This is a genomic window from Tessaracoccus oleiagri (assembly GCF_900103275.1).
Lineage (GTDB): Bacteria > Actinomycetota > Actinomycetes > Propionibacteriales > Propionibacteriaceae > Arachnia > Arachnia oleiagri.
The window spans coordinates 252,660-273,346 of record NZ_FNGP01000002.1 but is presented as its reverse complement, the minus strand read 5'-3'; the positions used below and the strand labels follow the sequence as shown (position 1 = coordinate 273,346).

At 72.1% G+C, this 20,687-nt stretch carries 21 protein-coding genes and 1 tRNA gene; 13 read left to right on the top strand and 9 right to left on the bottom strand.

What is annotated here, in order from left to right:
• The first annotated feature begins 35 nt into the window (after positions 1-35).
• Together BLR46_RS06240 and malQ are read left to right on the top strand one after the other, a co-directional pair.
• Positions 36-830: an RDD family protein gene (locus BLR46_RS06240; protein ID WP_093250032.1), complete on the top strand. Its 795-nt coding sequence runs from the start codon at positions 36-38 to the stop codon at positions 828-830.
• Positions 827-2,977, top strand: coding sequence for a 4-alpha-glucanotransferase (malQ, locus tag BLR46_RS06235; protein WP_093250029.1), 2,151 nt, complete (start codon positions 827-829; stop codon positions 2,975-2,977). Before BLR46_RS06240 ends, malQ begins: the two co-directional genes overlap by 4 nt.
• Before the next feature lie 4 nt (positions 2,978-2,981).
• Here the strand turns inward: malQ and BLR46_RS06230 are convergent, their stop codons facing one another.
• Entirely contained in the window at positions 2,982-3,557 is a 576-nt protein-coding gene (locus BLR46_RS06230; RefSeq protein WP_093250027.1) for a hypothetical protein, read from the bottom strand.
• Positions 3,558-3,672: 115 nt separating this feature from the next.
• Between BLR46_RS06230 and BLR46_RS06225 the strand changes: the two genes are divergently transcribed.
• Entirely contained in the window at positions 3,673-4,143 is a 471-nt protein-coding gene (locus tag BLR46_RS06225; RefSeq protein ID WP_093250025.1) for a hypothetical protein, read from the top strand.
• Positions 4,144-4,147: 4 nt separating this feature from the next.
• Here BLR46_RS06225 and BLR46_RS06220 read toward each other — a convergent pair whose 3' ends face one another.
• Positions 4,148-5,485 (bottom strand): nicotinate phosphoribosyltransferase, encoded by a 1,338-nt coding sequence (locus BLR46_RS06220; protein ID WP_093250022.1) that lies wholly within the window; start codon positions 5,483-5,485, stop codon positions 4,148-4,150.
• Positions 5,486-5,526: 41 nt separating this feature from the next.
• On the opposite strand from BLR46_RS06220, the gene clpS reads away from it, so the two are divergent.
• From clpS to BLR46_RS06170, 10 genes are all read left to right on the top strand, one after another.
• Entirely contained in the window at positions 5,527-5,811 is a 285-nt protein-coding gene (gene clpS, locus BLR46_RS06215; protein WP_093250020.1) for an ATP-dependent Clp protease adapter ClpS, read from the top strand.
• Entirely contained in the window at positions 5,808-6,410 is a 603-nt protein-coding gene (locus BLR46_RS06210) for a DUF2017 family protein (RefSeq protein ID WP_093250017.1), read from the top strand. The genes clpS and BLR46_RS06210 overlap by 4 nt, the downstream gene beginning before the upstream one ends.
• Complete coding sequence (murI, locus tag BLR46_RS06205) at positions 6,401-7,207, top strand: glutamate racemase (protein ID WP_245701587.1); 807 nt, start codon at positions 6,401-6,403, stop codon at positions 7,205-7,207. The genes BLR46_RS06210 and murI overlap by 10 nt, the downstream gene beginning before the upstream one ends.
• A gap of 177 nt (positions 7,208-7,384) precedes the next feature.
• On the top strand, positions 7,385-8,107 hold the full coding sequence (gene rph, locus BLR46_RS06200) for a ribonuclease PH (protein WP_093250013.1): 723 nt from the start codon (positions 7,385-7,387) through the stop codon (positions 8,105-8,107).
• A complete protein-coding gene (rdgB, locus tag BLR46_RS06195) occupies positions 8,104-8,712 on the top strand; it encodes an RdgB/HAM1 family non-canonical purine NTP pyrophosphatase (RefSeq protein WP_093250010.1) in 609 nt (202 codons plus the stop codon). The genes rph and rdgB overlap by 4 nt, the downstream gene beginning before the upstream one ends.
• Positions 8,709-9,503, top strand: coding sequence for a thymidylate synthase (locus BLR46_RS06190; RefSeq protein WP_093250009.1), 795 nt, complete (start codon positions 8,709-8,711; stop codon positions 9,501-9,503). The genes rdgB and BLR46_RS06190 overlap by 4 nt, the downstream gene beginning before the upstream one ends.
• 32 nt (positions 9,504-9,535) lie before the next feature.
• Positions 9,536-10,015: a dihydrofolate reductase gene (locus BLR46_RS06185; RefSeq protein WP_093250760.1), complete on the top strand. Its 480-nt coding sequence runs from the start codon at positions 9,536-9,538 to the stop codon at positions 10,013-10,015.
• A complete protein-coding gene (locus BLR46_RS06180; protein WP_093250006.1) occupies positions 10,012-11,334 on the top strand; it encodes a DNA polymerase IV in 1,323 nt (440 codons plus the stop codon). Before BLR46_RS06185 ends, BLR46_RS06180 begins: the two co-directional genes overlap by 4 nt.
• Before the next feature lie 102 nt (positions 11,335-11,436).
• Positions 11,437-11,991, top strand: a complete 555-nt coding sequence (gene thpR, locus BLR46_RS06175; RefSeq protein ID WP_093250005.1) for an RNA 2',3'-cyclic phosphodiesterase — start codon at positions 11,437-11,439, stop codon at positions 11,989-11,991.
• 15 nt (positions 11,992-12,006) lie between these two features.
• A tRNA-Leu gene (locus BLR46_RS06170) sits at positions 12,007-12,091 on the top strand.
• 4 nt (positions 12,092-12,095) lie between these two features.
• Here the strand turns inward: BLR46_RS06170 and BLR46_RS06165 are convergent.
• The 7 genes from BLR46_RS06165 to BLR46_RS06135 form a co-directional block, all read right to left on the bottom strand.
• Positions 12,096-12,920, bottom strand: coding sequence for an ATP-grasp domain-containing protein (locus BLR46_RS06165; protein WP_143008230.1), 825 nt, complete (start codon positions 12,918-12,920; stop codon positions 12,096-12,098).
• The gene (locus tag BLR46_RS06160; protein ID WP_093250003.1) at positions 12,917-13,606 is read right to left on the bottom strand and encodes a hypothetical protein; all 690 of its coding nucleotides are present in this window, start codon (positions 13,604-13,606) and stop codon (positions 12,917-12,919) included. The genes BLR46_RS06165 and BLR46_RS06160 overlap by 4 nt, the downstream gene beginning before the upstream one ends.
• A 5-nt stretch (positions 13,607-13,611) precedes the next feature.
• Entirely contained in the window at positions 13,612-15,489 is a 1,878-nt protein-coding gene (locus BLR46_RS06155) for a S8 family serine peptidase (protein WP_093250002.1), read from the bottom strand.
• A gap of 79 nt (positions 15,490-15,568) precedes the next feature.
• Positions 15,569-18,064: a CHAT domain-containing protein gene (locus tag BLR46_RS06150; RefSeq protein ID WP_093249999.1), complete on the bottom strand. Its 2,496-nt coding sequence runs from the start codon at positions 18,062-18,064 to the stop codon at positions 15,569-15,571.
• Positions 18,061-18,528 (bottom strand): hypothetical protein, encoded by a 468-nt coding sequence (locus BLR46_RS06145; RefSeq protein ID WP_093249997.1) that lies wholly within the window; start codon positions 18,526-18,528, stop codon positions 18,061-18,063. Before BLR46_RS06145 ends, BLR46_RS06150 begins: the two co-directional genes overlap by 4 nt.
• Complete coding sequence (locus BLR46_RS06140; protein WP_093249995.1) at positions 18,525-19,100, bottom strand: RNA polymerase sigma factor; 576 nt, start codon at positions 19,098-19,100, stop codon at positions 18,525-18,527. Before BLR46_RS06140 ends, BLR46_RS06145 begins: the two co-directional genes overlap by 4 nt.
• Positions 19,097-20,575 (bottom strand): S8 family serine peptidase, encoded by a 1,479-nt coding sequence (locus BLR46_RS06135; RefSeq protein WP_093249992.1) that lies wholly within the window; start codon positions 20,573-20,575, stop codon positions 19,097-19,099. The genes BLR46_RS06140 and BLR46_RS06135 overlap by 4 nt, the downstream gene beginning before the upstream one ends.
• Between the last annotated feature and the right edge of the window lie 112 nt (positions 20,576-20,687).

The following is a 20,687-nucleotide window of genomic DNA, read 5'->3' as shown; positions in this document are numbered from 1 at the left end:
GGAAACCCCGGCCGCAACTCTGGCATTCTAGAGGCATGACGCAGACGCCACAGCAACCGCCAGCAGGCTGGTACCCGGACCCGGCGGGGGGTTCGGGGGAGCGCTTCTGGGACGGGCAGGCGTGGTCGCAGTCCACCCGCGACGCGAAGCCGGCGTTCCAGCCGCACCAGCAGGTCCAGGCAGGGCCGACGGGTGGGTACGCCGAGCAGCCGCGGCCCAGCTACGCGCAGGACCCGTACGCGCCGCGCAGGGACGTCGCCCCCGGCCATGGCGCCGGTCCGCAGCCTTACGCCGGCTACGGTCCGCAGGTGCCGGTCCAGGGCGGTTACCGCCTGGCGGGGTTCTGGTGGCGCGCGCTCGGCTACATCATCGACTCGATCGTGATCGGGTTCATCTCGTACTTCCTGACCGCGGAGATGCAGGCGCAGACGTCGGACCAGCTCGCCGCCTACTTCACCCGCCTGCTGGAGTCGTCGGTGGACCCGACGATCCCCGCGCCCCAGCTGCCCGGGACGCTCATCGTCGACATGACGATCGTGGCCGTCGTCTCCATGCTGCTGCTCGCCGCGTACCGGACCATCACCGTGGGCCTGTTGAACGCCACCCTCGGGCAGAAGCTCCTCGGCCTCCGCGTCGCCCGGCTCGGCGACGAGTCGCTCGCCCCGGTCGGCTGGGGCCCCGCCACGGTGCGCGGCGTGGCCGGCGGCGTGCTCTACCAGGTCATCGGCTTCTTCGCCCAGATCAGCGTCCTGTTCACGGACCGCAAGCAGACGATCCCCGACCTCGTGTCGAAGACCGTCGTGGTCAACACCCGAGAGGCAGTCCGGTGACCGAACCTCACTCGTCGCTGACGGCCCTGGCCGACCGGTTCGGCATCGCCCGCGACTTCTGGGACTGGAAGGGCCGCCACGTCATCATCCCGGCGGAGACCATCATCGCGGTCCTGGCCGCGCTGGACGTCGACGCCAGCACCCCCGAGCGGTGCGACGCGGCCCTGGCGGCGCTGGACGACGAGGAGTGGCTGCGGGTCCTGCCCACCTGCACGGTCGTCGAGGAGGGCACCGGCACCCAGGTGGACGTGCACGTGCGCGCCGGAGCCGACGTGCTGCTCGAGGTGGAGCTCGAGCAGGGAGGCCGCCGACGCACCTGGCAGGTGGACAACTTCAAGCCCGACCGCGTCGTGGCGGGCGAGGCGCGCGGCGAGGCGACCTTCTGGCTGGGCGACGACCTGCCCACCGGGTACCACCGGCTCGTGGCCCGCACCGACGGGAGCGAGGAGTACGGCACGCTCATCGTGACGCCCCGCTTCGTCGGGTTCCCCGCGAAGATGGCGGGCAAACGGGCCTGGGGGTACGGCACCCAGCTCTACTCCGTCTCCTCCGAGGGCTCCTGGGGCGTGGGTGACCTCACGGACCTCGCAGACCTCGTCACGTGGTCCGGCGCGCGGCAGTTCGCCGACTACGTCCTGATCAATCCGCTGCACGCCGCCCAGGTGGTGCCGCCTCTGGAGCCGTCGCCGTACCTGCCGGTCAGCCGCCGGTTCGTCAACCCGATCTACATCCGCCCCGAGTCCATCCCGGAGTACATCACGCTGAAGGGCGCGGTGCGCCGTCGCATCCGCGATCTCCGCGACGATGCCCGCGCGGCCGGCGAGGAGAGCGGCCGGGTCGAGCGCAACTCGGTGTGGCCGCGGAAGCTGCAGGCCCTGCGGGCCGTGTTCGACGCCGGCCTCCGGCCAGCCCGGGCGCTGGCGTTCGAGGACTTCCGCAGCCGCGAGGGCAGGGGGCTCGAGCTGTTCGCCCTGTGGAGCGTGTTGTCGACGGAGTTCGGCGGCCGCTGGGAGGAGTGGCCCGCCGAGTACCGCGACCCGGCGTCGACGGAGGTCGCGGAGTTCGGCGCGCGGCGGCACGACGACGTCCGTTTCTTCGAGTGGCTGCAGTGGATCGCCCAGGAGCAGATCAGCGCCGCCCAGGCGACGGCCGAGGAAGTCGGCATGAGCATCGGCATCGTCAGCGACCTCGCGGTGGGCGTCCACATGGACTCCGCGGAGACCTGGATGATGCCCGACGTGTTCGCGCAGGGCATGCACGTGGGCGCCCCGCCGGACAACTACAACCAGTCCGGCCAGGACTGGGGCCAGCCGCCCTGGCGGCCGGACCGGCTGGAGGCGCTGTCGTACGAGCCGTTCCGCGCCATGGTGCGGGCGTCGCTCCGCCGCGTCGGCGGGGTGCGGATCGACCACATCCTCGGCCTGTTCCGGCTGTGGTGGGTCCCGCAGGGCCTGGGCCCGCAGCTGGGCACCTACGTGCGCTACAACCACGAGGCGATGGTCGGCATCCTCGCGCTGGAGGCGCAGCGCGCGCAGGCGCTCGTCGTCGGGGAGGACCTCGGCACCGTGGAGCCGTGGGTGCGCGACTACCTGGCGCGGCGCGGGCTGCTCGGCACCTCGGTGCTGTGGTTCGAGTACGGCAGCGAGGGCGAGCCGCTCGACACAAGGCACTGGCGGGAGTACTGCATGGCGTCGGTCACCACGCACGACCTGCCGCCGACGATCGGGTACCTCGCCGGCGACCACGTCCGGCTCCGCCACGAGCTGGGCCTGCTCACCGAACCGCTCGAGGCGGAGTTGGAGCACGCGAAGCGCGAGCAGGCCGCCTGGATCGGCAAGTTGCTGGACGAGGGGCTGCTCGCGCCCGAGCACGACGACGACCCGGTGGAGATCATGCTGGCGCTGCACCGCTACATCACCCGGACGCCTTCGCAGGTGCTGCTGGCGAACCTCGTCGACGCGGTCGGCGAACGGCGGATGCAGAACCAGCCCGGCACCATCGACGAGTACCCCAACTGGCGGGTGCCGCTCGGCGGCCCGTCCGGCGCGCCGATCACGCTCGAGGAGATCTTCGACGCGGAGTTGCCGCAGCGACTGGCGGCGGTCATGAACGGGCTGGAGCGGCAGCCCGGGTCCCGCTGGGCGTAGCCGGTCAGTCCTGGTTGTGGCCGGGCTCGGCCAGGATCGCGTCGAGCCGGCCGTCGAGGTCGTCGAGCTGGGCGACGATGTCCATCCAGCTCGCGTCGAACAGCTCGTGCAGCGGCACGACGCGGCCCGACTCGGCGGCGGTGAGGACCGCGTTGGCGACGGTGGGCACCAGCGCGAGGTGCGCCGCCGTCGGGATGACCACCCGCTTGACCAGGCACTTGTCGCCGTCCACCTGCACGATCACCCCCGCACGCGAGGCCTCGTAGTCGTGCGGAGGCACCAGCCGGTGCGACTCGGGGGCGGCGGCTCCCTCCAGCAGGGCCCGCAGTGGACCGGGCAGGTCGAGGTCGGTGGTGGTGGCCAGGTGCTTCGCGAGCGCACGCCGCGCCGTCGTCAGCGCGTGGTTGATCGCGGCCCCCACCGACGCGGCGGTGCCCGGGCCGAAGCGGTGGGCGCGCACGGCAGTGATCGACAGGGTGCCGTCGACTGTCGCTGTCACCTGTCCCGAGACACCGTCGAACTGCCGCTCAGCAAACCTCGTGAGCTCGTCCCACGACGCCTCTTCGCGTGGGTCGGTCATGTTCGGATTGAATCACGGCGGTGCCGGGAATCGCATGGAATCGCGAAAGTTTTGTGGGGTCCCTCCAACTGCGGATCGGGCCCCTGCGCGCGCCCGGTCGCATAGGGTGGGGACGATGGTTGACGATCAGGACCTGCAGATCAATCTCCCCAACGACCAGTGGGAGCACGCCACCGCGCCGGAGGGGCAGCTGTACCTCGCGATGCGTCGCGGCGAGTTCGAGCGCTTCACGCCGAACCTCAGCGCGGACTCCGTGGAGCTCGGCCCCGACGAGACGCTGGAGGACCCCGCCTACGAGGCGCTCAACCGGCTCCGCCGGTTCGACGACGACGCGAGGGTCGTCAGCCGCTCGGTCAACGACGACGTCGACGAGATCGGAACGATCTTCCAGCACGTCGAGTTCAACACGGAGCTCTCCGAGGAGAACACGCTGAGGCTGGCGCAGCTGCAGCTCATCCTGCGGGTGCCGCTGCCCGATGAGGAACGTCGGGTGGCGCTCATGCTGACGCTGACGGCCGAGGCGGCCGACATCAGCGACTACGCCGACGACTTCGAGGCCTTCGTCCGCGGCGTCGAGTTCCGCTGAAGCCTCAGCGCGGGTTCGAGTAGGCGCTGAGCGCCTCCGTGCCGGTCTCGTCGATGATCCAGGTGTCGAGCACCGGCTCGCCACGCGAGATCCGCAGCGCGGAGCGGGGCAGCTCTTCGCGGACCCGCAGGTGCCGCTCCCGCGCCTCGTCGAGCGTCTCGCGGTAGACCCTCTCGCCGCCGCGGACCATGGGCACGAGCAGGTCGCGGTCGTTGCCGTCGTTCGCGGGCGGGGTGCCGAGCCCGACGATCTCCGCCTCCGCGACGCCGTGCTCGTCCCGGCGGCGCATCGCGTACTTGCGGCCGCCGAGCGTGCTCTTGCCCTTCGACTCCTTCGCGACCGAGATGAGCTCCGCGTCCGGGTCGTCGGAGTCGGCGCGCGCCACCAGCTTGTAGACCATCGAGCAGGTGGGGTGCCCGGAGCCGGTGACCAGCTGGGTGCCGACGCCGTACCCGTCGACGGGCGCGCCCGACAGCGCCGCGATCTGCCACTCGTCGAGGTCGGAGGTGACCATGATCTTCGTGTGGGTGGCGCCCAGGTCGTCGAGCAGGTCGCGGGCCTCGCGGGCCACGAGGGCGAGGTCGCCGGAGTCGAGGCGGATCGCGCCCAGCCGTCCGCCGGTGAGCTCCACGCCCTTACGGATCGCGGCCTCGATGTCGTAGGTGTCCACCAGCAGGGTGGTGTCCTCGCCGAGGGAGGCGATCTGCGCCCTGAAGGCGTCCTCCTCGGTGTCGTGCAGCAGGGTGAAAGAGTGCGCCGCGGTGCCGATGGTGGGGATGCCGTAGCTGCGACCGGCCTCGAGGTTCGACGTCGACTTGAAACCCGCGACGTAGGCGGCCCGGGCAGCGGCGACGGCGGCCCACTCGTTCATGCGGCGCGCGCCCATCTCGGCGCACGACCGGTCGCCGGCCATCGCGGTCATGCGGGAAGCGGCGGAGGCGACGGCGGAGTCGTAGTTGTAGATGCTGAGCAGCACCGTCTCGAGCACGACCGCCTCCGCGAACGTGCTCTCGACGGAGAGGATCGGCGAGCCCGGGAAGTAGATCTCGCCCTCGGCGTAGCCCCAGATGTCGCCGGTGAAGCGGTAGTTCGCGAGCCACTCGGCCCCGTCGTCGCCGACGATGCCCTTCTCCAGGAGGAAGGAGAGCTCCTCGTCGCCGAACCGGAAGCTCTCGATGGCGTCCAGTGCGCGGCCCACGCCGGCGACGACCCCGTAGCGGCGGCCCTCGGGGAGCCGACGACTGAACAGGTCGAACAGGCTCCTGCGGTTCGCGGTGCCCGCCTTCATGGCGGCTTGGACCATCGTCAGCTCGTAGTGGTCGGTCAGCAGGGCTGTCGTCATACGCGCACTCTAGTGCCAAGCACGGGAACTAGTGGCAGGCTATGCGTGTGACCGAGGCGACCACTGACGTGCTGGAATCCACTGCCGCGACGACGCAGCGGCAGTGGGTGACCATCGTCTGGGACGACCCCGTGAACCTGATGAGCTACGTGGCGTTCGTCTTCCAGGATTACTTCAAGTACCCCCGCGACAAGGCCGAGCGCCTCATGCTCAAGGTCCACAACGAGGGCAAGGCGGTAGTCTCTACCGGCAACCGCGAACAGATGGAGCGTGACGTCATGGCGATGCAGAACTACTCGCTCTGGGCGACGATGGAGCCCGCGTGAGCCTTGCACCTGACGACGTCGTCTGGCTGTTCGACGGGCGGGAGGGGATGAGCAGGATCCTGGCGGACCTCGTCGGCGGGCTCATGGTCTCGATGCAGCAGCTCATGCCCCCGAGCGCCCTGCACACCTTCGAGGACCCCTTCTCCGCGATGGCGGCCGACGCCTCCTTCAACGCCCGCGACGAAGTGAGCGGGGTCCGGCTCAGCCGCCTCTTCCCGCGTCACACGACGCCCGAGTTCGACCCCCAGGGCGAGGAGTGGGAGGGTATGGTCCGGGCACGGGCGGTGGCGATGCACGGCCACGCCAGCGCGGTCCTCGCGGAGATCGAGGAGGCCGGCGAGCTGGTGCCGGTGCGCGAGTCGTCGGTGCACGCGTGGCTGCAGACCCTTGGCGCGCTGCGCGTGGCGTGGCACGCGGACCTCGTGGGGTCCGACGCCCCGAACGCGGAGGCCACCAAGGCGCAGGTGCGCGCGAACCCGGCGATGGCCACGCTGCTCGACTGGCTCGCCTACCAGATCGAGGACCTGATCACGACCCGCGAGGCGTGCGAGGAGGCCGGCACGGGGCTGGACATCTCGGACATCGAGGACTGGGCGTGAACGTCGACAGACCCATCGGCATCTTCGACTCCGGCTTCGGCGGTCTCACCGTCGTCAGCTCGCTCGTGGAGCAGCTGCCCAACGAGGACATCGTCTACCTGGGCGACACCGCCCGCGCCCCCTACGGGCCACGCTCGATCGCCGAGGTCCGCAAGTTCGCCCTGCAGGGGCTGGACTTCCTGATGGACCAGGGCGTGAAGTCGCTGGTCATCGCCTGCAACTCGGCGTCGTCCGCGGCCGTCCGCGACGCGCGGGAGCGGTACGACGTGCCGATCACCGAGGTGGTCCTGCCGGCCGCGTCGCGGGCCATGGCCGCCACGCGCAACGGACGGGTGGGCGTCATCGCCACCCAGTCGACGGTGTCGTCCGGCTCGTACGAGGAGGCGTTCGCGATCGCGCGGCACGTCGAGCTGACGACGCAGCCGGCCCCGCGGTTCGTCGAATTCGTGGAGGCCGGGATCACCGGCGGCGACGAGCTGCTCAGCGTCGCCCGTGAGTATCTCGCCCCGATCCAGGAGGCGCGCTGCGACACGCTCATCCTCGGCTGCACCCACTACCCGCTGCTCACCGGCGTCATCGGCTACGTCCTCGGCAACTCGGTGACGCTGGTATCCAGCGCCGACGCGTGCGCCCAGTCCACCTACGCGCAGCTCACCCAGGCGATGCTGCTCCACCACCAGCCCCGCGACGCGGACCGGCGGTTCTACACCACCGGCGACGCTTCGGATTTCCAGGGCATCGGACGTAGATTGGTCGGCGGCTTCGTCACGGACGTGACGACCGTCGAACTCGACTGAGAGGAACACGCCATGTGTCACCGGATCACCTGCCACCACTGCGGCAAGCCGACGTGGGAGGGCTGCGGCCTGCACGTCGACGAGGCGCTGGCCGGCGTGCCGGCTGAGGACCGCTGCTCCTGCGACCGGTGAGCGCGGACCCGATGCCTCCCCGCCCCCTCGGCTAGGGTGATCGCCATGAGCTTCACCCGCCTCGATGGGCGCCGCCACGACGAACTGCGCCCCGTCACGATCACCCGCAACTGGCTGGACCACGCGGAGGGCTCGGTCCTCGTCGAGTTCGGCAGGACCAGAGTGCTGGTCGCGGCGAGCGTCACCGTCGGGGTGCCGCGCTGGCGCAAGGACTCGGGGCTCGGCTGGGTGACCGCCGAGTACGCGATGCTGCCTCGCGCCACCCACACCCGCTCCGACCGGGAGTCGGTCCGCGGGCGCATCGGCGGACGCACGCACGAGATCTCCCGTCTGATCGGCCGGTCGCTGCGGGCGGTCGTCGACTACAAGGCCCTCGGCGAGAACACCATCGTCCTTGACTGCGACGTGCTGCAGGCCGACGGCGGCACCCGCACCGCGGCCATCACCGGCGCCTACGTGGCGCTGGCCGACGCCGTCGCGAACCTCCGCTCCCGCGGCGCGCTCAAGGGCAACCCGCTCAAGGACACCGTCGCCGCTGTCTCCGTCGGCTACGCCGGCGCGCAGCCGCTGCTCGACCTCGCGTACGAGGAGGACGTGGCCGCGGACACCGACCTCAACGTCGTCATGACCGGTTCCGGCAAGTTCATCGAGGTGCAGGGCACCGCCGAGGGCGAGCCGTTCAGCCGCGACGAGTTGGGCGTCCTCCTCGACCTCGGTGAGCTCGGCTGCCGCCAGCTCACCGCCAAGCAACTGGAGGCCCTCGCGTGACGCGACCCGAGCGCCTGGTGCTCGCCACGAACAACCCGAAGAAGCTCGCCGAGCTGCGCCGCGTCGTCGAGACGGCGGAACTGCCCGTGCAGGTGCTGGGCCTCGGCGAGTTGCCGCGGTACCCCGAGCCCGAGGAGACGGAGCGCAGCTTCGAGGGCAACGCGCTCATCAAGGCGCGCGAGGCCGCCCGCCGGCTGGGGCTCGTCGCCGTTGCCGACGACTCCGGGATCGAGGTCGACGAGTTGAACGGCATGCCCGGCGTGCGGTCGGCGCGCTGGGCCGGCCCCATGGGCGACGACGAGGAGAACAACGAACTGCTGCTGGCGCAGCTGCACGGGGTGCCCGACGAGCGGCGCACGGCCCGCTTCCGCTGCGCGCTGTCCATGGTGACCCCCGACGGTGAGGAGCGCACGTGGCACGGTGTCATGGAGGGCCGGATCGCGGAGGCGCCGGCCGGTGAGAACGGGTTCGGCTACGACCCGCTGTTCATCCCCGAGGGCGAGCACCGGACCACGGCGGAGATGACGTCGGAGGAGAAGGACGCGATCAGCCACCGCGGCAAGGCGGTGCGGGCGTTCGTCGCGTGGCTGGGGGAGCAGGCATGAAGCAGTACCTGGACCTGCTGGACCACATCATGGCGAACGGGGTCGACAAGGCTGACCGCACCGGTACCGGGACGCGCAGCGTCTTCGGCCACCAGATGCGGTTCGACCTCGCCGACGGCTTTCCGCTGCTGACGACGAAGAAGGTGCACACCCGCTCGGTGTTCGGCGAGCTGCTCTGGTTCCTGCGGGGTGACACCAACATCAAGTGGCTGCACGACAACCGCATCACCATCTGGGACGAGTGGGCCGACGAGCACGGCGACCTCGGGCCCATCTACGGCTACCAGTGGCGCAGCTGGCCGACGCCGTCGGGGGAGAAGGTCGACCAGATAGCCAAGGTGATCGAGTCGATCCAGACCAACCCGGACTCGCGCCGCCACATCGTCTCCGCGTGGAATGTCGCGGACGTCGACGACATGGCGCTGCCACCCTGCCACACGATGTTCCAGTTCTACGTCGCCGACGGCCGGCTGAGCGCGCAGCTCTACCAGCGCTCCGCCGACGTGTTCCTCGGCGTGCCGTTCAACATCGCCAGCTACGCCCTGCTCATCCACCTGATCGCGCAGGTCACGGACCTCGAGCCGGGGGAGTTCGTGCACACGCTGGGCGACGCACACATCTACGCCAACCACTTCGACCAGGTCGCGGAGCAGCGCTCCCGCGAGCCGCGGGCCCTGCCCACCCTGCGGCTCAACCCGTCGGTGCGCGACATCGACAAGTTCGAACTCTCGGACATCGAGATCGTCGGCTACGACCCGCACCCGGCGATCAAGGCGCCGATCGCGGTCTGAGCCCAGGAGGACACGGGATGGAGGACGGACGCATGCGGATCGTGGCGATCGCGGCGGTGGCGGACAACTGGGTCATCGGCTCGGGTGACGACATGCTGTGGCACCTGCCGGACGACTTCAAGCGGTTCAAGCAGGTGACCACCGGCAACACGCTGGTCTTCGGCCGCCGCACCCATGAGCAGATCGGCCGCACACTGCCGGACCGCAGGATCATCGTCGTGACCAGGGATCCCGAGTGGAGCGACGAGGGGGTCGAGGTCGCGCACTCCATCACCGAGGCGCTCGACCTGGCCGCGCAGACGCCCGAGAAGGTCTGCTACATCGGCGGCGGTGCCGAGATCTACGAGGCGGCGTGGCCGTACCTCACCGAACTCGACATCACCCACGTCCGCCTCAGCCCCGAGGGCGGGGCACGCTTCCCGATCATCACGCCGAGCGAGTGGACCGAGGTCTCGCGCGAGCCGCACGACAAGTTCGACTTCGTGCAGTACAGGCCCACGCCCGCCACGTGAGCATCCTGCACCTCGACCTGGACGCCTTCTACGCGTCGGTCGAGCAGCGCGACAAGCCCAGCCTGCGGGGCAAGCCGGTCGTGGTGGGCGGCGGGGGGCCGCGGGGAGTCGTCGCCACCGCCTCGTACGAGGCCCGACGCTACGGCATCCGCTCGGCGATGTCCGGCACGGAGGCCAGGCGGCGCGCCGGGGGCCGGGCGGCGTTCCTCGGGGGCCGGTTCGGGGCGTACCGGGAGTCGTCGCAGATCGTCATGGGGCTGCTGCGGGAGGTGTCGCCGCTCGTCGAACCGCTGAGCCTCGACGAGGCGTACGTCGACCTGCGGCCGGCGGGCTGGACGCCTGATGAGTTGCCCGAGCGGGTGGCGTGGCTGCGGGCGGAGCTCACTCGACGAACCTTGGGGCTCACCGGCTCGGTGGGGGTGGGCTCGTCGAAGCTCATCGCGAAGCTCGCCTCCGAGGCCGCCAAGCCCGACGGCCACCGCATCCTGTCGCCCGACCAGGAGCTGGATTTCCTCGCCCCGCTCCCGGTGCGCGCCATCCCGGGTGTCGGCCCGGCCACGGAGCAGCGGCTCGTGGCGATCGGCATGCACACCGTCGCGGACCTTCGCCGGGCGCAGCCGGGCGAGTTGGAGCGGGAGCTCGGACAGGCGGCCGGCTCGTCGCTGGCTGCGCTCGCGCGTGGGATCGACCGGCGCGCGGTGAACCCGGACAGCGAGGCGAAGTCGATCTCGACGGAGGACACGTTCCAGGTCGACCTGACCAACCGCGCCCAGCTGCAGTCGATCCTCCGCCGCGACGCGGAGGCCGTGACCCGGCGGCTGGTGAAGCAGGGGCTGTTCGCGCGGACGGTGACCGTGAAAGTGCGGTTCGCGGACTTCCAGACCATCACCCGCGGCGCGTCCCTCGGCGGCGCCACCGACGACGTCCAGACCGTCACCGCCATCGGGCTGCAGTTGCTGGAGGGGATCGACGTGAGCGCCGGCGTCCGGCTGCTCGGGATCGGGGTCAGCAACTTCGCGGGCGCGGCCCAGGACCGGCTCTTCGGCGAGGAACCCGCCACGCTAGAGCCGGTCGACGAGGCGGAGTTCGCGCCCGAGGACAGCGCCACCGTCCGCGGCCACGGCTACTTCACCGGCGCCGACGTGGAGCACGACGAGCACGGCCGCGGCTGGGTCTGGGGGAGCGGCCTCGGGCTCGTGACCGTCCGCTTCGAGTACCGCGGCACCGCCCCCGGACCGGTCCGCACCCTCAAGCTGGACGACCCCGCCCTGCGGCTGGTCGACCCCCTCCCGATCGACTTGCGCAGTACCGGTGGCTGAGGAGCGACGGAGTCGCGTCTCGAAGCCCCCGCCGGCCCTTCGAGACGCTCGTGCCTCGCTCCTCAGGGACCGGGCGGGGTCGGAGGAGTAGGTTGGTGCGCCATGGGTGACCGGATGTTCGCGGCGGTGCTGCCGCCGCAGGAGATGGTGGAGGAACTCGACGCGCTGCTGGCGCCCCGTCGGGACTCGGATCCGCGCTTGCGCTGGACCCGGCCGGACGGGTGGCACCTCACGACCGCGTTCATGGCCGACGTGCCGGACGTCGAGCGACTGGAGGAGACGCTCGCCGAGGCCGCGGCCACCGTCTCGCCGTTCCGGATCCGCGTCGCGTCCGGGCGGGTGTTCCCGCACCCAGTGGCCGCACGCATCCTGTCGCTCGGCGTCACGCACGGCGACGAGGAGATCGCGGCCCTCGCCGAGAAGTGCCGCCACGCCGCCAACCGGGCCGGCGCGGCGCCCGATGGGGCGAGGTTCGTGCCGCACCTGACGCTCGCCCGCGCCAACCGCGGGATCCAGGCGACGAAATGGCTCGGGGTGCTGGACTCCTTCCCCGGCTGGAGCTTCGATGTCGACGAGGTCGCGCTGGTCCAGTCCCACCAGGTGGGCAAGCAGTACGACGTCGTCGCGCGTTTCAAGCTCGGCGAACAGGTGCCCTAGACTGGCCCGGGTCACGCGGAAGTGGTGGAATTGGTAGACACGCAGGATTTAGGTTCCTGTGCCTTCGGGCGTGAGGGTTCAAGTCCCTTCTTCCGTACCAGGTGTCAGAGACCGGCCAGGTGGCGGGCCAGCGCGACGGCGATGCGGCCGTCCTCGTCGTACGCGGTCCAGACCGGCGACGTGTTCGCCTCGAAGCAGAACCATTCCCCGTCGGGCGTGCGGCGGAGGTCGAGTCCCGCGAGTTCCAGACCCAGCGCGAGCGCCAGCCCGACGCAGCGCCCGGCCACCTCGTCGGGTAGCTCCGCAGGCGCGGTGGCGGCGGCGCCGTATCGGTAGTCGACCGCGTCCGAGATGATCCTCCGGGCGAACACGCGCCCGCCGACGAGGTGCACGCGGTACTCGGTGCCGGGGACGAACGCCTGGAACTGTGTCGGGCACCAGGCCACGCTCGCGAAGTCCTCGTGCACGTCGACGGTGCGCACGATGCTGCGCACCGCGCTCGCCGACTTCACGATGACCTTCCCGTGTTGCTCCACGAACGCGCGCGCCGCCGTGGGGTCGGTGGTGAGCAACCCCGTCGGGGTGCGGAAGCCGGCGGCGGCGATGGCCAGCGACTGGCCGGGCTTGGAGAAGTTGCTGGCCGAGCCGCGGCGCCGGTTCACCACCCGCACGGTCGACGGGGTGAGCTCGGCCCAGTCCCGCAGTGCCTGCGCTGTCGACGGGTCGGCGGCGCCGTGGCCGCGGAGGTAGAAGCCGGAGACCCCGTCGAGCGCCACGTTGCCCGAAGGCCGCCGGAGTTCGGAGCCGACGAGATGGATGCCATGTTCGTTGAGGTCGACGAAGCTGCCCGGCAGTCCCAGGTGCTGGACCGCGGCCCAGGCGGCGGCCAGCGGCGGGTCGTCGGGTCGGCCGAGGATGATGGCGCTCATGCCGCCCACCCCCGCTCGGCCGGCCGCCGTGCGGCGGCCGCGATGGCCCTCGCCGGCGCGTCCGTGCCGGCCAGCGGCGACGGCAGCGTCGCGACGCCCCAGAGGACGTCGGCGGCGGGGGCGAAGAAGGCGCGCAGCCACGGCACATGGGCCCATCCGGCCATGGCCGTGGCTGCACGCCTCAACGGTGGCGAGGCGTCCCCCCACGCTTCGCCATTGACGACGGCCACCTCGCGGCAGCCGCGCCAGTCCTCGGGGCGGGACCATTCGATGCCGGCCGCCCGGGCCCACAGGGCCACGGGGTGGTCCGGCCCCGCCAGGGAGCTGGTGCCGGGCGGCACCAGCACGTGGTCGCCGAGCGACTCCAGCCAGTAGCGGAGGACGGCCGACATCTCGCACGCGACGTAGTCGGTGTCCTCCTCTCGGATCCACAGCAGTTCGGCCGGCAGCACGTCGTCCAGGAGGCTGACCACGAGGTCGACGTCCCGCTCGTCCACGGCCCTTCCCCCGACCACGACCCGCGAGTCGGCGGGTCGGCCGTCGCCCGGGCCGACGTGGAGTGCCCAGCCCGGCCGCGAGAGGTCGCGGGGCCCGCAGAGCCCCACCTCCGCGCCGGAGAGGTCGGCCACGCGCCGGGCGAGTTCGTCGGCCCAGGGGTCCCCGTCGTGGGCGAGCAGGACGATCATCGCCGTCAGTCCAGGTCCGGGCGGGCGTCGGGCGTGATGAAGGAGGCGCCGATCCGGTCGACGGTCTTCTCCAGCAGCTCGAGCCGCATCTTGAGGCCGTCGATCACGGGGTCGACGAGCCGCTCGGGCTCGAGGTCGGGCGCCTCCCTGCCGGTGCGCTTGATCTCGTCGATCTCGCCCTTGATCTTGTCGAGCTCCACGAACCGCTTGATGTCGATCTCCCGGTGGATGGGCTTGTCGAACTCCCGCTTGATGAGCTTGATGTCCAGCTCCTTCCAGAGCGGCTTGAACACCTCGTCCTCCCACTTGAACTTCGGGATCACGGGCACCTGCTGGAGCGCGCCCAGGACGTCGATTCGGCCGTAGCCCATCTCGTTGTTCCAGGTGCCGTTCGGGTAGCCGGCCACCGTGGCGTACGGCACGGTGCCGACCTTCGCCGCGGTCCGCTCGATGATGTTGCGCACCTGCACGTTGGTCAGCGAGGACTTCCGCGAGATGAGCAGCGCGGCCAGCCCAGCGACGTGCGGGGTGGCGGCCGAGGTGCCGTTGAACGTCATCGTGTAGTCGTTGCCGGTGTACCCGTTGGCGCCCGTGCGGTCCGGGGCGGGGCAGCGAACGCCGGGCGCCACCACCGAGATCTCCGGCCCGTAGTTGGAGCCCCAGCCCTCACCGTCGGGCGACGACGGGGACTTGCGGTTGTCCACCTGGTCGGAGGCGCCGACCGCGATCACCAAGGGGTGCGTCGCCGGGTAGGTGATGCCGTTCAGCGTGTTGTGGTTGTGCGTGGCGGCGACGAGCACCATGCCGGCGGCGTGGGCCTCCGTGATGGCCGGGTTGATGATCGACTGGTCCCAGGCGTTCCAGCCGAAGCTCATCGACACCACCCGGGCGCCCTGCTGCCGTGCGTAGCGCAGACCGGCCGCCACCTCGGTGGCCGACCAGGTGGCGAAGGCGATCGGCAGGATGCGGCACCCTCCGGCCACGCCGGCCGTGCCGGTCCCGTTGTTCACCGGCGCCGCGGCGATGCCCGCGCAGGGTGTGCCGTGGTTGCCCGTCGGGGCCCCGGTGCCGGACATGGTGCCGAGGTTGATGCCGTTGCCCGCGAACTGGCCGACGAGGTCCGGATGGTTCAGGTCCACGCCCTCGTCGAGGATCGCGACGATCACCGACGACGAGCCGCGTTGGACGTCCCAGCCGGTGGTGCCCGAGCCGCCGACACCGATCTGCACCATGTCCCACTGGGACGAGAACAGCGGATCGTTCGGCTGCATGGCCACGGGCACGATCATCGGGATGAATTCGAGCTTCACCTCGGTACCGAGCTTGCGCGACAGCTCGTCGCGGATCTCGAACGCCGGCCGGTGCCCCGCGGTCACGGTGTAGACGTCGAACTCGCCCAGCCACTCGCTGCGGGTGTCGTCGCGGACGAGGCCGAAGTCCTTCAGGACCTTGGCCTGCTCCTGGTCGTCGCCCACGATGGCGGGCAGGACGACCGCGTCCGCCAACGGTGACAGGTACTCGGTCGTGCCGCCGAAGTCGGCTGCGTAGACGGGCGCCACCCACGTCGGGCCGTCGCCGGCGGCGATGGCGGTGTCGGCGGGCTTGAACTTCCTGCCGTCGTTGGTGCGGGTGAAGAGGAGGTCGGCGGAGTTGTTGACCTCCGCGTGCGGGTCGACGTCGGGGAGGCCACCCGCGACGGGTGACCCGGCCGCTGCCCGCGGCGGTTCTAGGGTCAGGGGCTCGAGGCCGAGCTCCGCCAACGGGTCGGCGGCGTCCGCCAGCGCCCGCGCGCCTTCCGCGTGCGCCACCTTGACGAGCACCTTGTCGGGGACCAGGGAGAGCTTCGCCCCACTGGGATGGACGATGGATGTTGGGAATGGCATGACCTGCTCCTTCGGTACGCAGCCCGAAGTGGGCTGTCATCCTTCAGGAGCGAGCGCCGGCGGCCCTGATACACGAAGGTCAGCGGACCACTCGCCACGGCGAGCCGAACCAGGTGAAGCTCCTGGCGAGGAGGTCGGTCGTGGCGCCCCGCAACGCCTCCGGCCCCGGGAGGCCTTCGGCGAGCCGACGGTGGAGGGCAGCCATCGTGTCGCGGGCGAGCTCGTCGGGGACGTCCGTGAGCGGCGCGACGACGGCCCGCACGCCGAGCGCGAGGAGGCTCGACGTGAGCCCGAGGGCCTCGTCGCCGGGGCGGACCCTCGCCCGCCCGACGCCGCACGCCGACAGCACCACCAGGCTCGACCGGGTGGGGAGGTGCTCGAGTTCGTGGGCGAAGAGGTCGCCGCCGTGGAGGCGGATCGAGGAGAAGAGCGGGTTGTCGGCGCGGTGTTGACCATGAGCGGCGATGTGCACCACCTCGTAGCGGGTCAGCGCCTCCTTCACCGCCTCGGGGCGGCCCTCGAGCGCTGCGGCGCCGTCCCAGCTGCCGCGGACGACGTCTGCCTCGTCCCGCCCCAAGGGGAGGTCCGGCCCGGACGCGACGGCGACGGCGGGCGTCCCGTGCACGGCGGTCGCGCCCGCCGCCCACTGGCCCAACGAGGGGCTCAGTGCCACGGCCCGGGAGCGCAGACGCGGCAGCATCCCCCAGGGCAATCTCGCCAGCGCCCCGCTCGGGACGATCACGACCGGGCCTTCGCCGAGCCCTTTCGGCAGCAGCGACTCGTCGAGTTGCGCGAGCGCGTCCTCCAGCGAGCTCTCGATGCCCGCCGCCAGCGGTGCCCGCCGAGCACCCGCGAGCGCCGAGGCGGCCGTCGAGACGAGCTGCACGAGCTCGACGAGGTCGCTGCGGCCACCCAGCCGGTGCAGCCTCGTCGGCCGACCCGGTGGTGCCGACACCAGGTGCAGCCGGTCGTCGAGCCAGAAGTAGCTGAGGAGGAGGTGGTCCGCGCCGTCGCTGCGCCGGAAGCTCCGCGCGCCCGCGTCGTTGGATCGTGCGCGCATCGTCCACGAGCGTTCGCGGAGCGCCCGCTCGAGCCGGACGACGTCGGCATGGACCGCGGGATCGTCCCCGCCCGACGGGGCACGAAGGGCCTCGCGGCGCCGCCGGAACAGCGACCAGAGGTCGGCGCTCCGCGGATCGGTCGGCGGCACGACCGAGGGGATGGGGCGCAGCGCCCTTCGCCAGCGCTCGGTAGCCGCGAGCACCGTCCACGGCGTGCCTGCCGCGAGCGCGGCACGAAGGTCCTCGACGACGATGGGCCAGCTGTGGATCGTGAGGGCGGTGCGCAGGTCCAGACTGGCCATCCCCTGCTTGGCCAGCGTGAGGTCCCGCATCGCCCTGCGCACGAGCAGGGCTCGCCGCCCGGGCTCGGGCCCGAGCGCCAGTTCGACGCGGACCGCGAGGAGCCGCACGGACAGGTACGGCGAGCGGCGCATCCGGGCGAGCCTCGCCTCGATGCCGGCCGCGTCGGCGAGCGGACGGTCCGCCGCCGCCGCGGCCAGGACGCCGAGCGCGGCGGAGCGGTCGGCGAGCCGGGTGAGGCCGGCGGCCTCCGCGTCGGCGACGAGCCGCGCCGCCTCTTCGCCGGCAAGGCGGTCCGGAGACCCGACGAGCACGAGGGACTCGAGGCGCACCGCGGCGGCCGCGAGCGCGCGGGCGTGGTCCTCCCTCCCGGCGGCGATCGCCAGCACCTCGTCGGCGAGGGCGGTGGCCTCCTGGCCGCGCCCGCGCAGCAGCTCGCACCGCGCCCGGTCGAGCAGCGCGTCGGCCAGTTCGTCGGTCATGCCGGCGGCGCGCATCGTCCCGACCGTCTCGGCGAGCAGGTCGGCCGCCTCGTCGACGAGCCCCACCTCCATGAGCACCCGGGCCCGGTCGAGGCGCGAGACCGACCGGTCGACGCCGGCGTCCATCCCGTCGGCCGCCACCATCGCCTGCAGGGCCGCCGGGAGGTCCCCGCGGAGGTACTCGACGAAGCCCAGGTTGTGCAGCGCCATGAAGGCGTAGTCGGGCAGTGCCTCCGCCAGGCGGGCCGCCTGCGCCAGGTCGTCGGCCGCCTCGTCGAGGAGGCCGTGCTGAGAGGCGATCGTGCCCTTGTTGAGCAGGAGCCGGACCCGGTCGTCGACCGGCAGTGCGTGGGCGAGCGCGACGGCGGGGCGCAGCTGGTCGAGCGCGTCGGCGAACCTGCCCGCGCGGGCGAGCAGCACGCCGCCCTGGATGTGGGCCAGCGCTTGCAGGTCCTCGCGCCCGGCGGACTCGGCCCGTTCGGCGACGCCGAACACCTGGGCCAGGGCCGGGGCGAGCCCGGACCCGTCGCAGATGAGCCACGACTCCGTGAGCTGCACGCGCAGGGCCAGCTCGATGTGTCCGTCCGTCTCGTCGGGCGCCGCACCCAACAGGCGCTTGGCCTCGTCGAGGTGGCGCCGGACCTCGGGCAGCCGGTACTGGCCGAGGGCAGCGCGGGCCTCCCGGTACGCCGCGGCGGCGGCGTCCAGCGGGTCGCGCTGCTCCTGCGTCACAACTCGATCATCGGGGTCAGGACCGGGCGCGCATCGGGGCCGGGCGGGTGGATCAGGAAGCGGATCGGACCGCGCGCCACGCCGCGCCAGACGAGCCGGCCGTGGGCGTCGGACACCGCCGGTGTGCTGTTCGTGCCCTCGAGGAGTTCGACGGTCACGCCGCCGCCGGTGACCCACGCGTCGATGCGCATGGTGCCCTCGTTCTCGTCGGATCCGGTCACCATCAGCTGGAGCGCGGAACTGCTGAAGGTCACCGTCTGCGTCCCCGCGTGGGCGCGGACCGCCACCCCGGCGTCGCGTTCGATCGACGCGAGCTCGGCGTTCAGCGCCGCCAGCGAGAGCGAGAAGACGACGTCGTCCGCGAGCCGCGCGGGCGGCGGGTCGATCTCGTCGTAGAGCTCAGCGATGCCGGCGAGGATGCGGCCGTCGCGGTCGTCGAGGCGTTCGTCTGCGGTGTCGCTCATGGCGCGCTCCAGGTGGGATCTGCGTCCAGCGCCGCGCGGAGCTTCGCGAGGCACCTGCCGCGGGTGGGGCCGATGGAGCCGACGGGCATGCCGAGGCTCTCGGCGAGGGCGGCGTAGTCCGGGGGACCGCCGCGGCTGACGACGCGGAGCAGCGCGCGGCACTTTGGGCTGAGCGCGGCGAGGTGGCGACCGAGGGTGGTCCCACTCTCCCTCAGCGCGGCGAGGTCACCGGGGTCGGGTGTGGGGTCGGCTCGCTCCGGCGGCTCGTCGACGGGGATGCTGCGGCCCTGGTTGCGCCGGACCCGCCAGGCCTCCCGGCGGACCGTGGTGCCGATCCAGGCCACGACCGACTGGGGGTCGCGGACCGTGTCGGCGTGCGCGACGAGCTGCATCCAGGACTGCTGCACCACGTCCTCGGCGTCGGCCCGCTCCAACCCGCAGGCGCGGGCGAGGTGCCACAAAGTGGGGGTGAGCAGCCGGACGAGCGCGTCGAGGCGGTCCCGTCGGCCGGCCCGGAACTCCGCGAAGAGCCAGGCGGCCTCGTCGGTGAGCGATGCGGCGGTCTCGGTCATGGCCGGTCCCAGCCGAGCGTGTCGGCGAGGGCCCGCCAGCCGCGCTCGAGGAACTCGTCGACGCCGCCGCCATCGAAGGGCATCGCCGCGAGCCTGGCGGCGATCTCCCCGGCCAGGACCGGGGCGGCGAACGACGTGCCGCTCCAGACGGCGAAGCCGCTCGAGTAGTCGTCCGGGTCGATGGTGCCGCGCGCCATCCCGTTGTGGTCGAGCCGCGCCACGGACTGGCGCTCGCCGCCGAAGTCGACGGGCATGGTGCTCACCAGCGCGGCCCCCGGCCGGTGGCAGCTGATCCAGTCGCCCGCGTTGGTGAAGTAGGCGACGGTGCCGTCCGGGTTGAGTGCACCGACCGCCGCGAGCGGCAACCGGTGGGGCTCGTGCGGGGCGCCGGCGAACGCCGCCGGGAACATGGGCGCGGTGGTGGCGTTGTTGCCGGCGGCGGCGACCACCACCATGCCGAGCGCGCCGAGGTCGTCGAGCAGGCGCCGCAGCGGGGCGTCGGAGAGCGCGTCCGCAGGGGACTCGTGGTAATAGCCCAGCGACAGGGACAGCACGTCGAGCATCGAATCGGTGTCCCCGGCGGCCAGCGCCTCGACCTGCCGGGTCCGCAGCGCGGCGAGCGTGGCGAGGAGGCAGGACTCGGCGACGGCGCCGTCGTCGCCCATGATCGGGATGCCGAGTATGCGCGCCCCGGGCGCCAGCTGGCGGACCAGCCCAGCGGCGAAGGTGCCGTGCCCGGCGAACGGGGGCACGCTGCCGTCGAGTGGGTTGCGAGGGGGGATGCGGGTCGCCGAGCCGGGGACGGATCCGTGCATGCCGAGCAGCTCGCCGTGCACGTACACATCGCCGGAGGCCACGGCGGGGTCGGTGAACCACGGGTGCGGGCCGAGCCCCGTGTCCGGGATCACCACCACGGGCGGCCGCTTGGCGGGGCGGCGGCCGAGCGCCGGGTCGGGCGCGAGGAGGCTGACCGGGCTGCGCCCGCCGCTGCCGGGCTGCCCGTACGTGGTGGAGGGGGCGCCCACGCCGGCGTAGTAGGGGACGCCCGCGTAGTAAGGGACCCCTGCGTAGTACGGCACGCCGGCGTAGTAGGGCGCGACCGTCATCAGGTGGTCCAGCGCGACGCCGGGCAGGTCGAGCAGCTCCTTCACCGCCAGGGCGTCCGCGGAGCCACGGACCCCGTCGAGCCGCACGAGGACGGGGGCGGGGCGGAGGCCGAGTCGCTCCCGCATCCAGTCGTCCTGGTTGTCGCGGGGCCCGAGCGGGGAGAAGTCGGCGGACAGGCCGAGCTCCTTGGCGGCGGAGGCGACCTCGTCGATCAGCCCCTGCCGCTCGGGTTCGTCGGCGCTGAGGATGAGTGAGTCCTCGACGTAGGCCGTGGTCCACCCTCCCTCGGACGTGGCGACCCGGATGCGCCAGGCGGCGGCCACGCGCGGGTCCAGTTGGGGATAGGGGTTGCCTCCGGTGAACTCCATCGTTGATCCTCTCAGGCAGGTGTTCTCACACCCCAAGAGGCTGCCGCCCGACGCTTGATACGTCGGGTGATGCCTGGGCCCAAGTCTAGGTTCGCCCGGTCCAGCGCGGGCG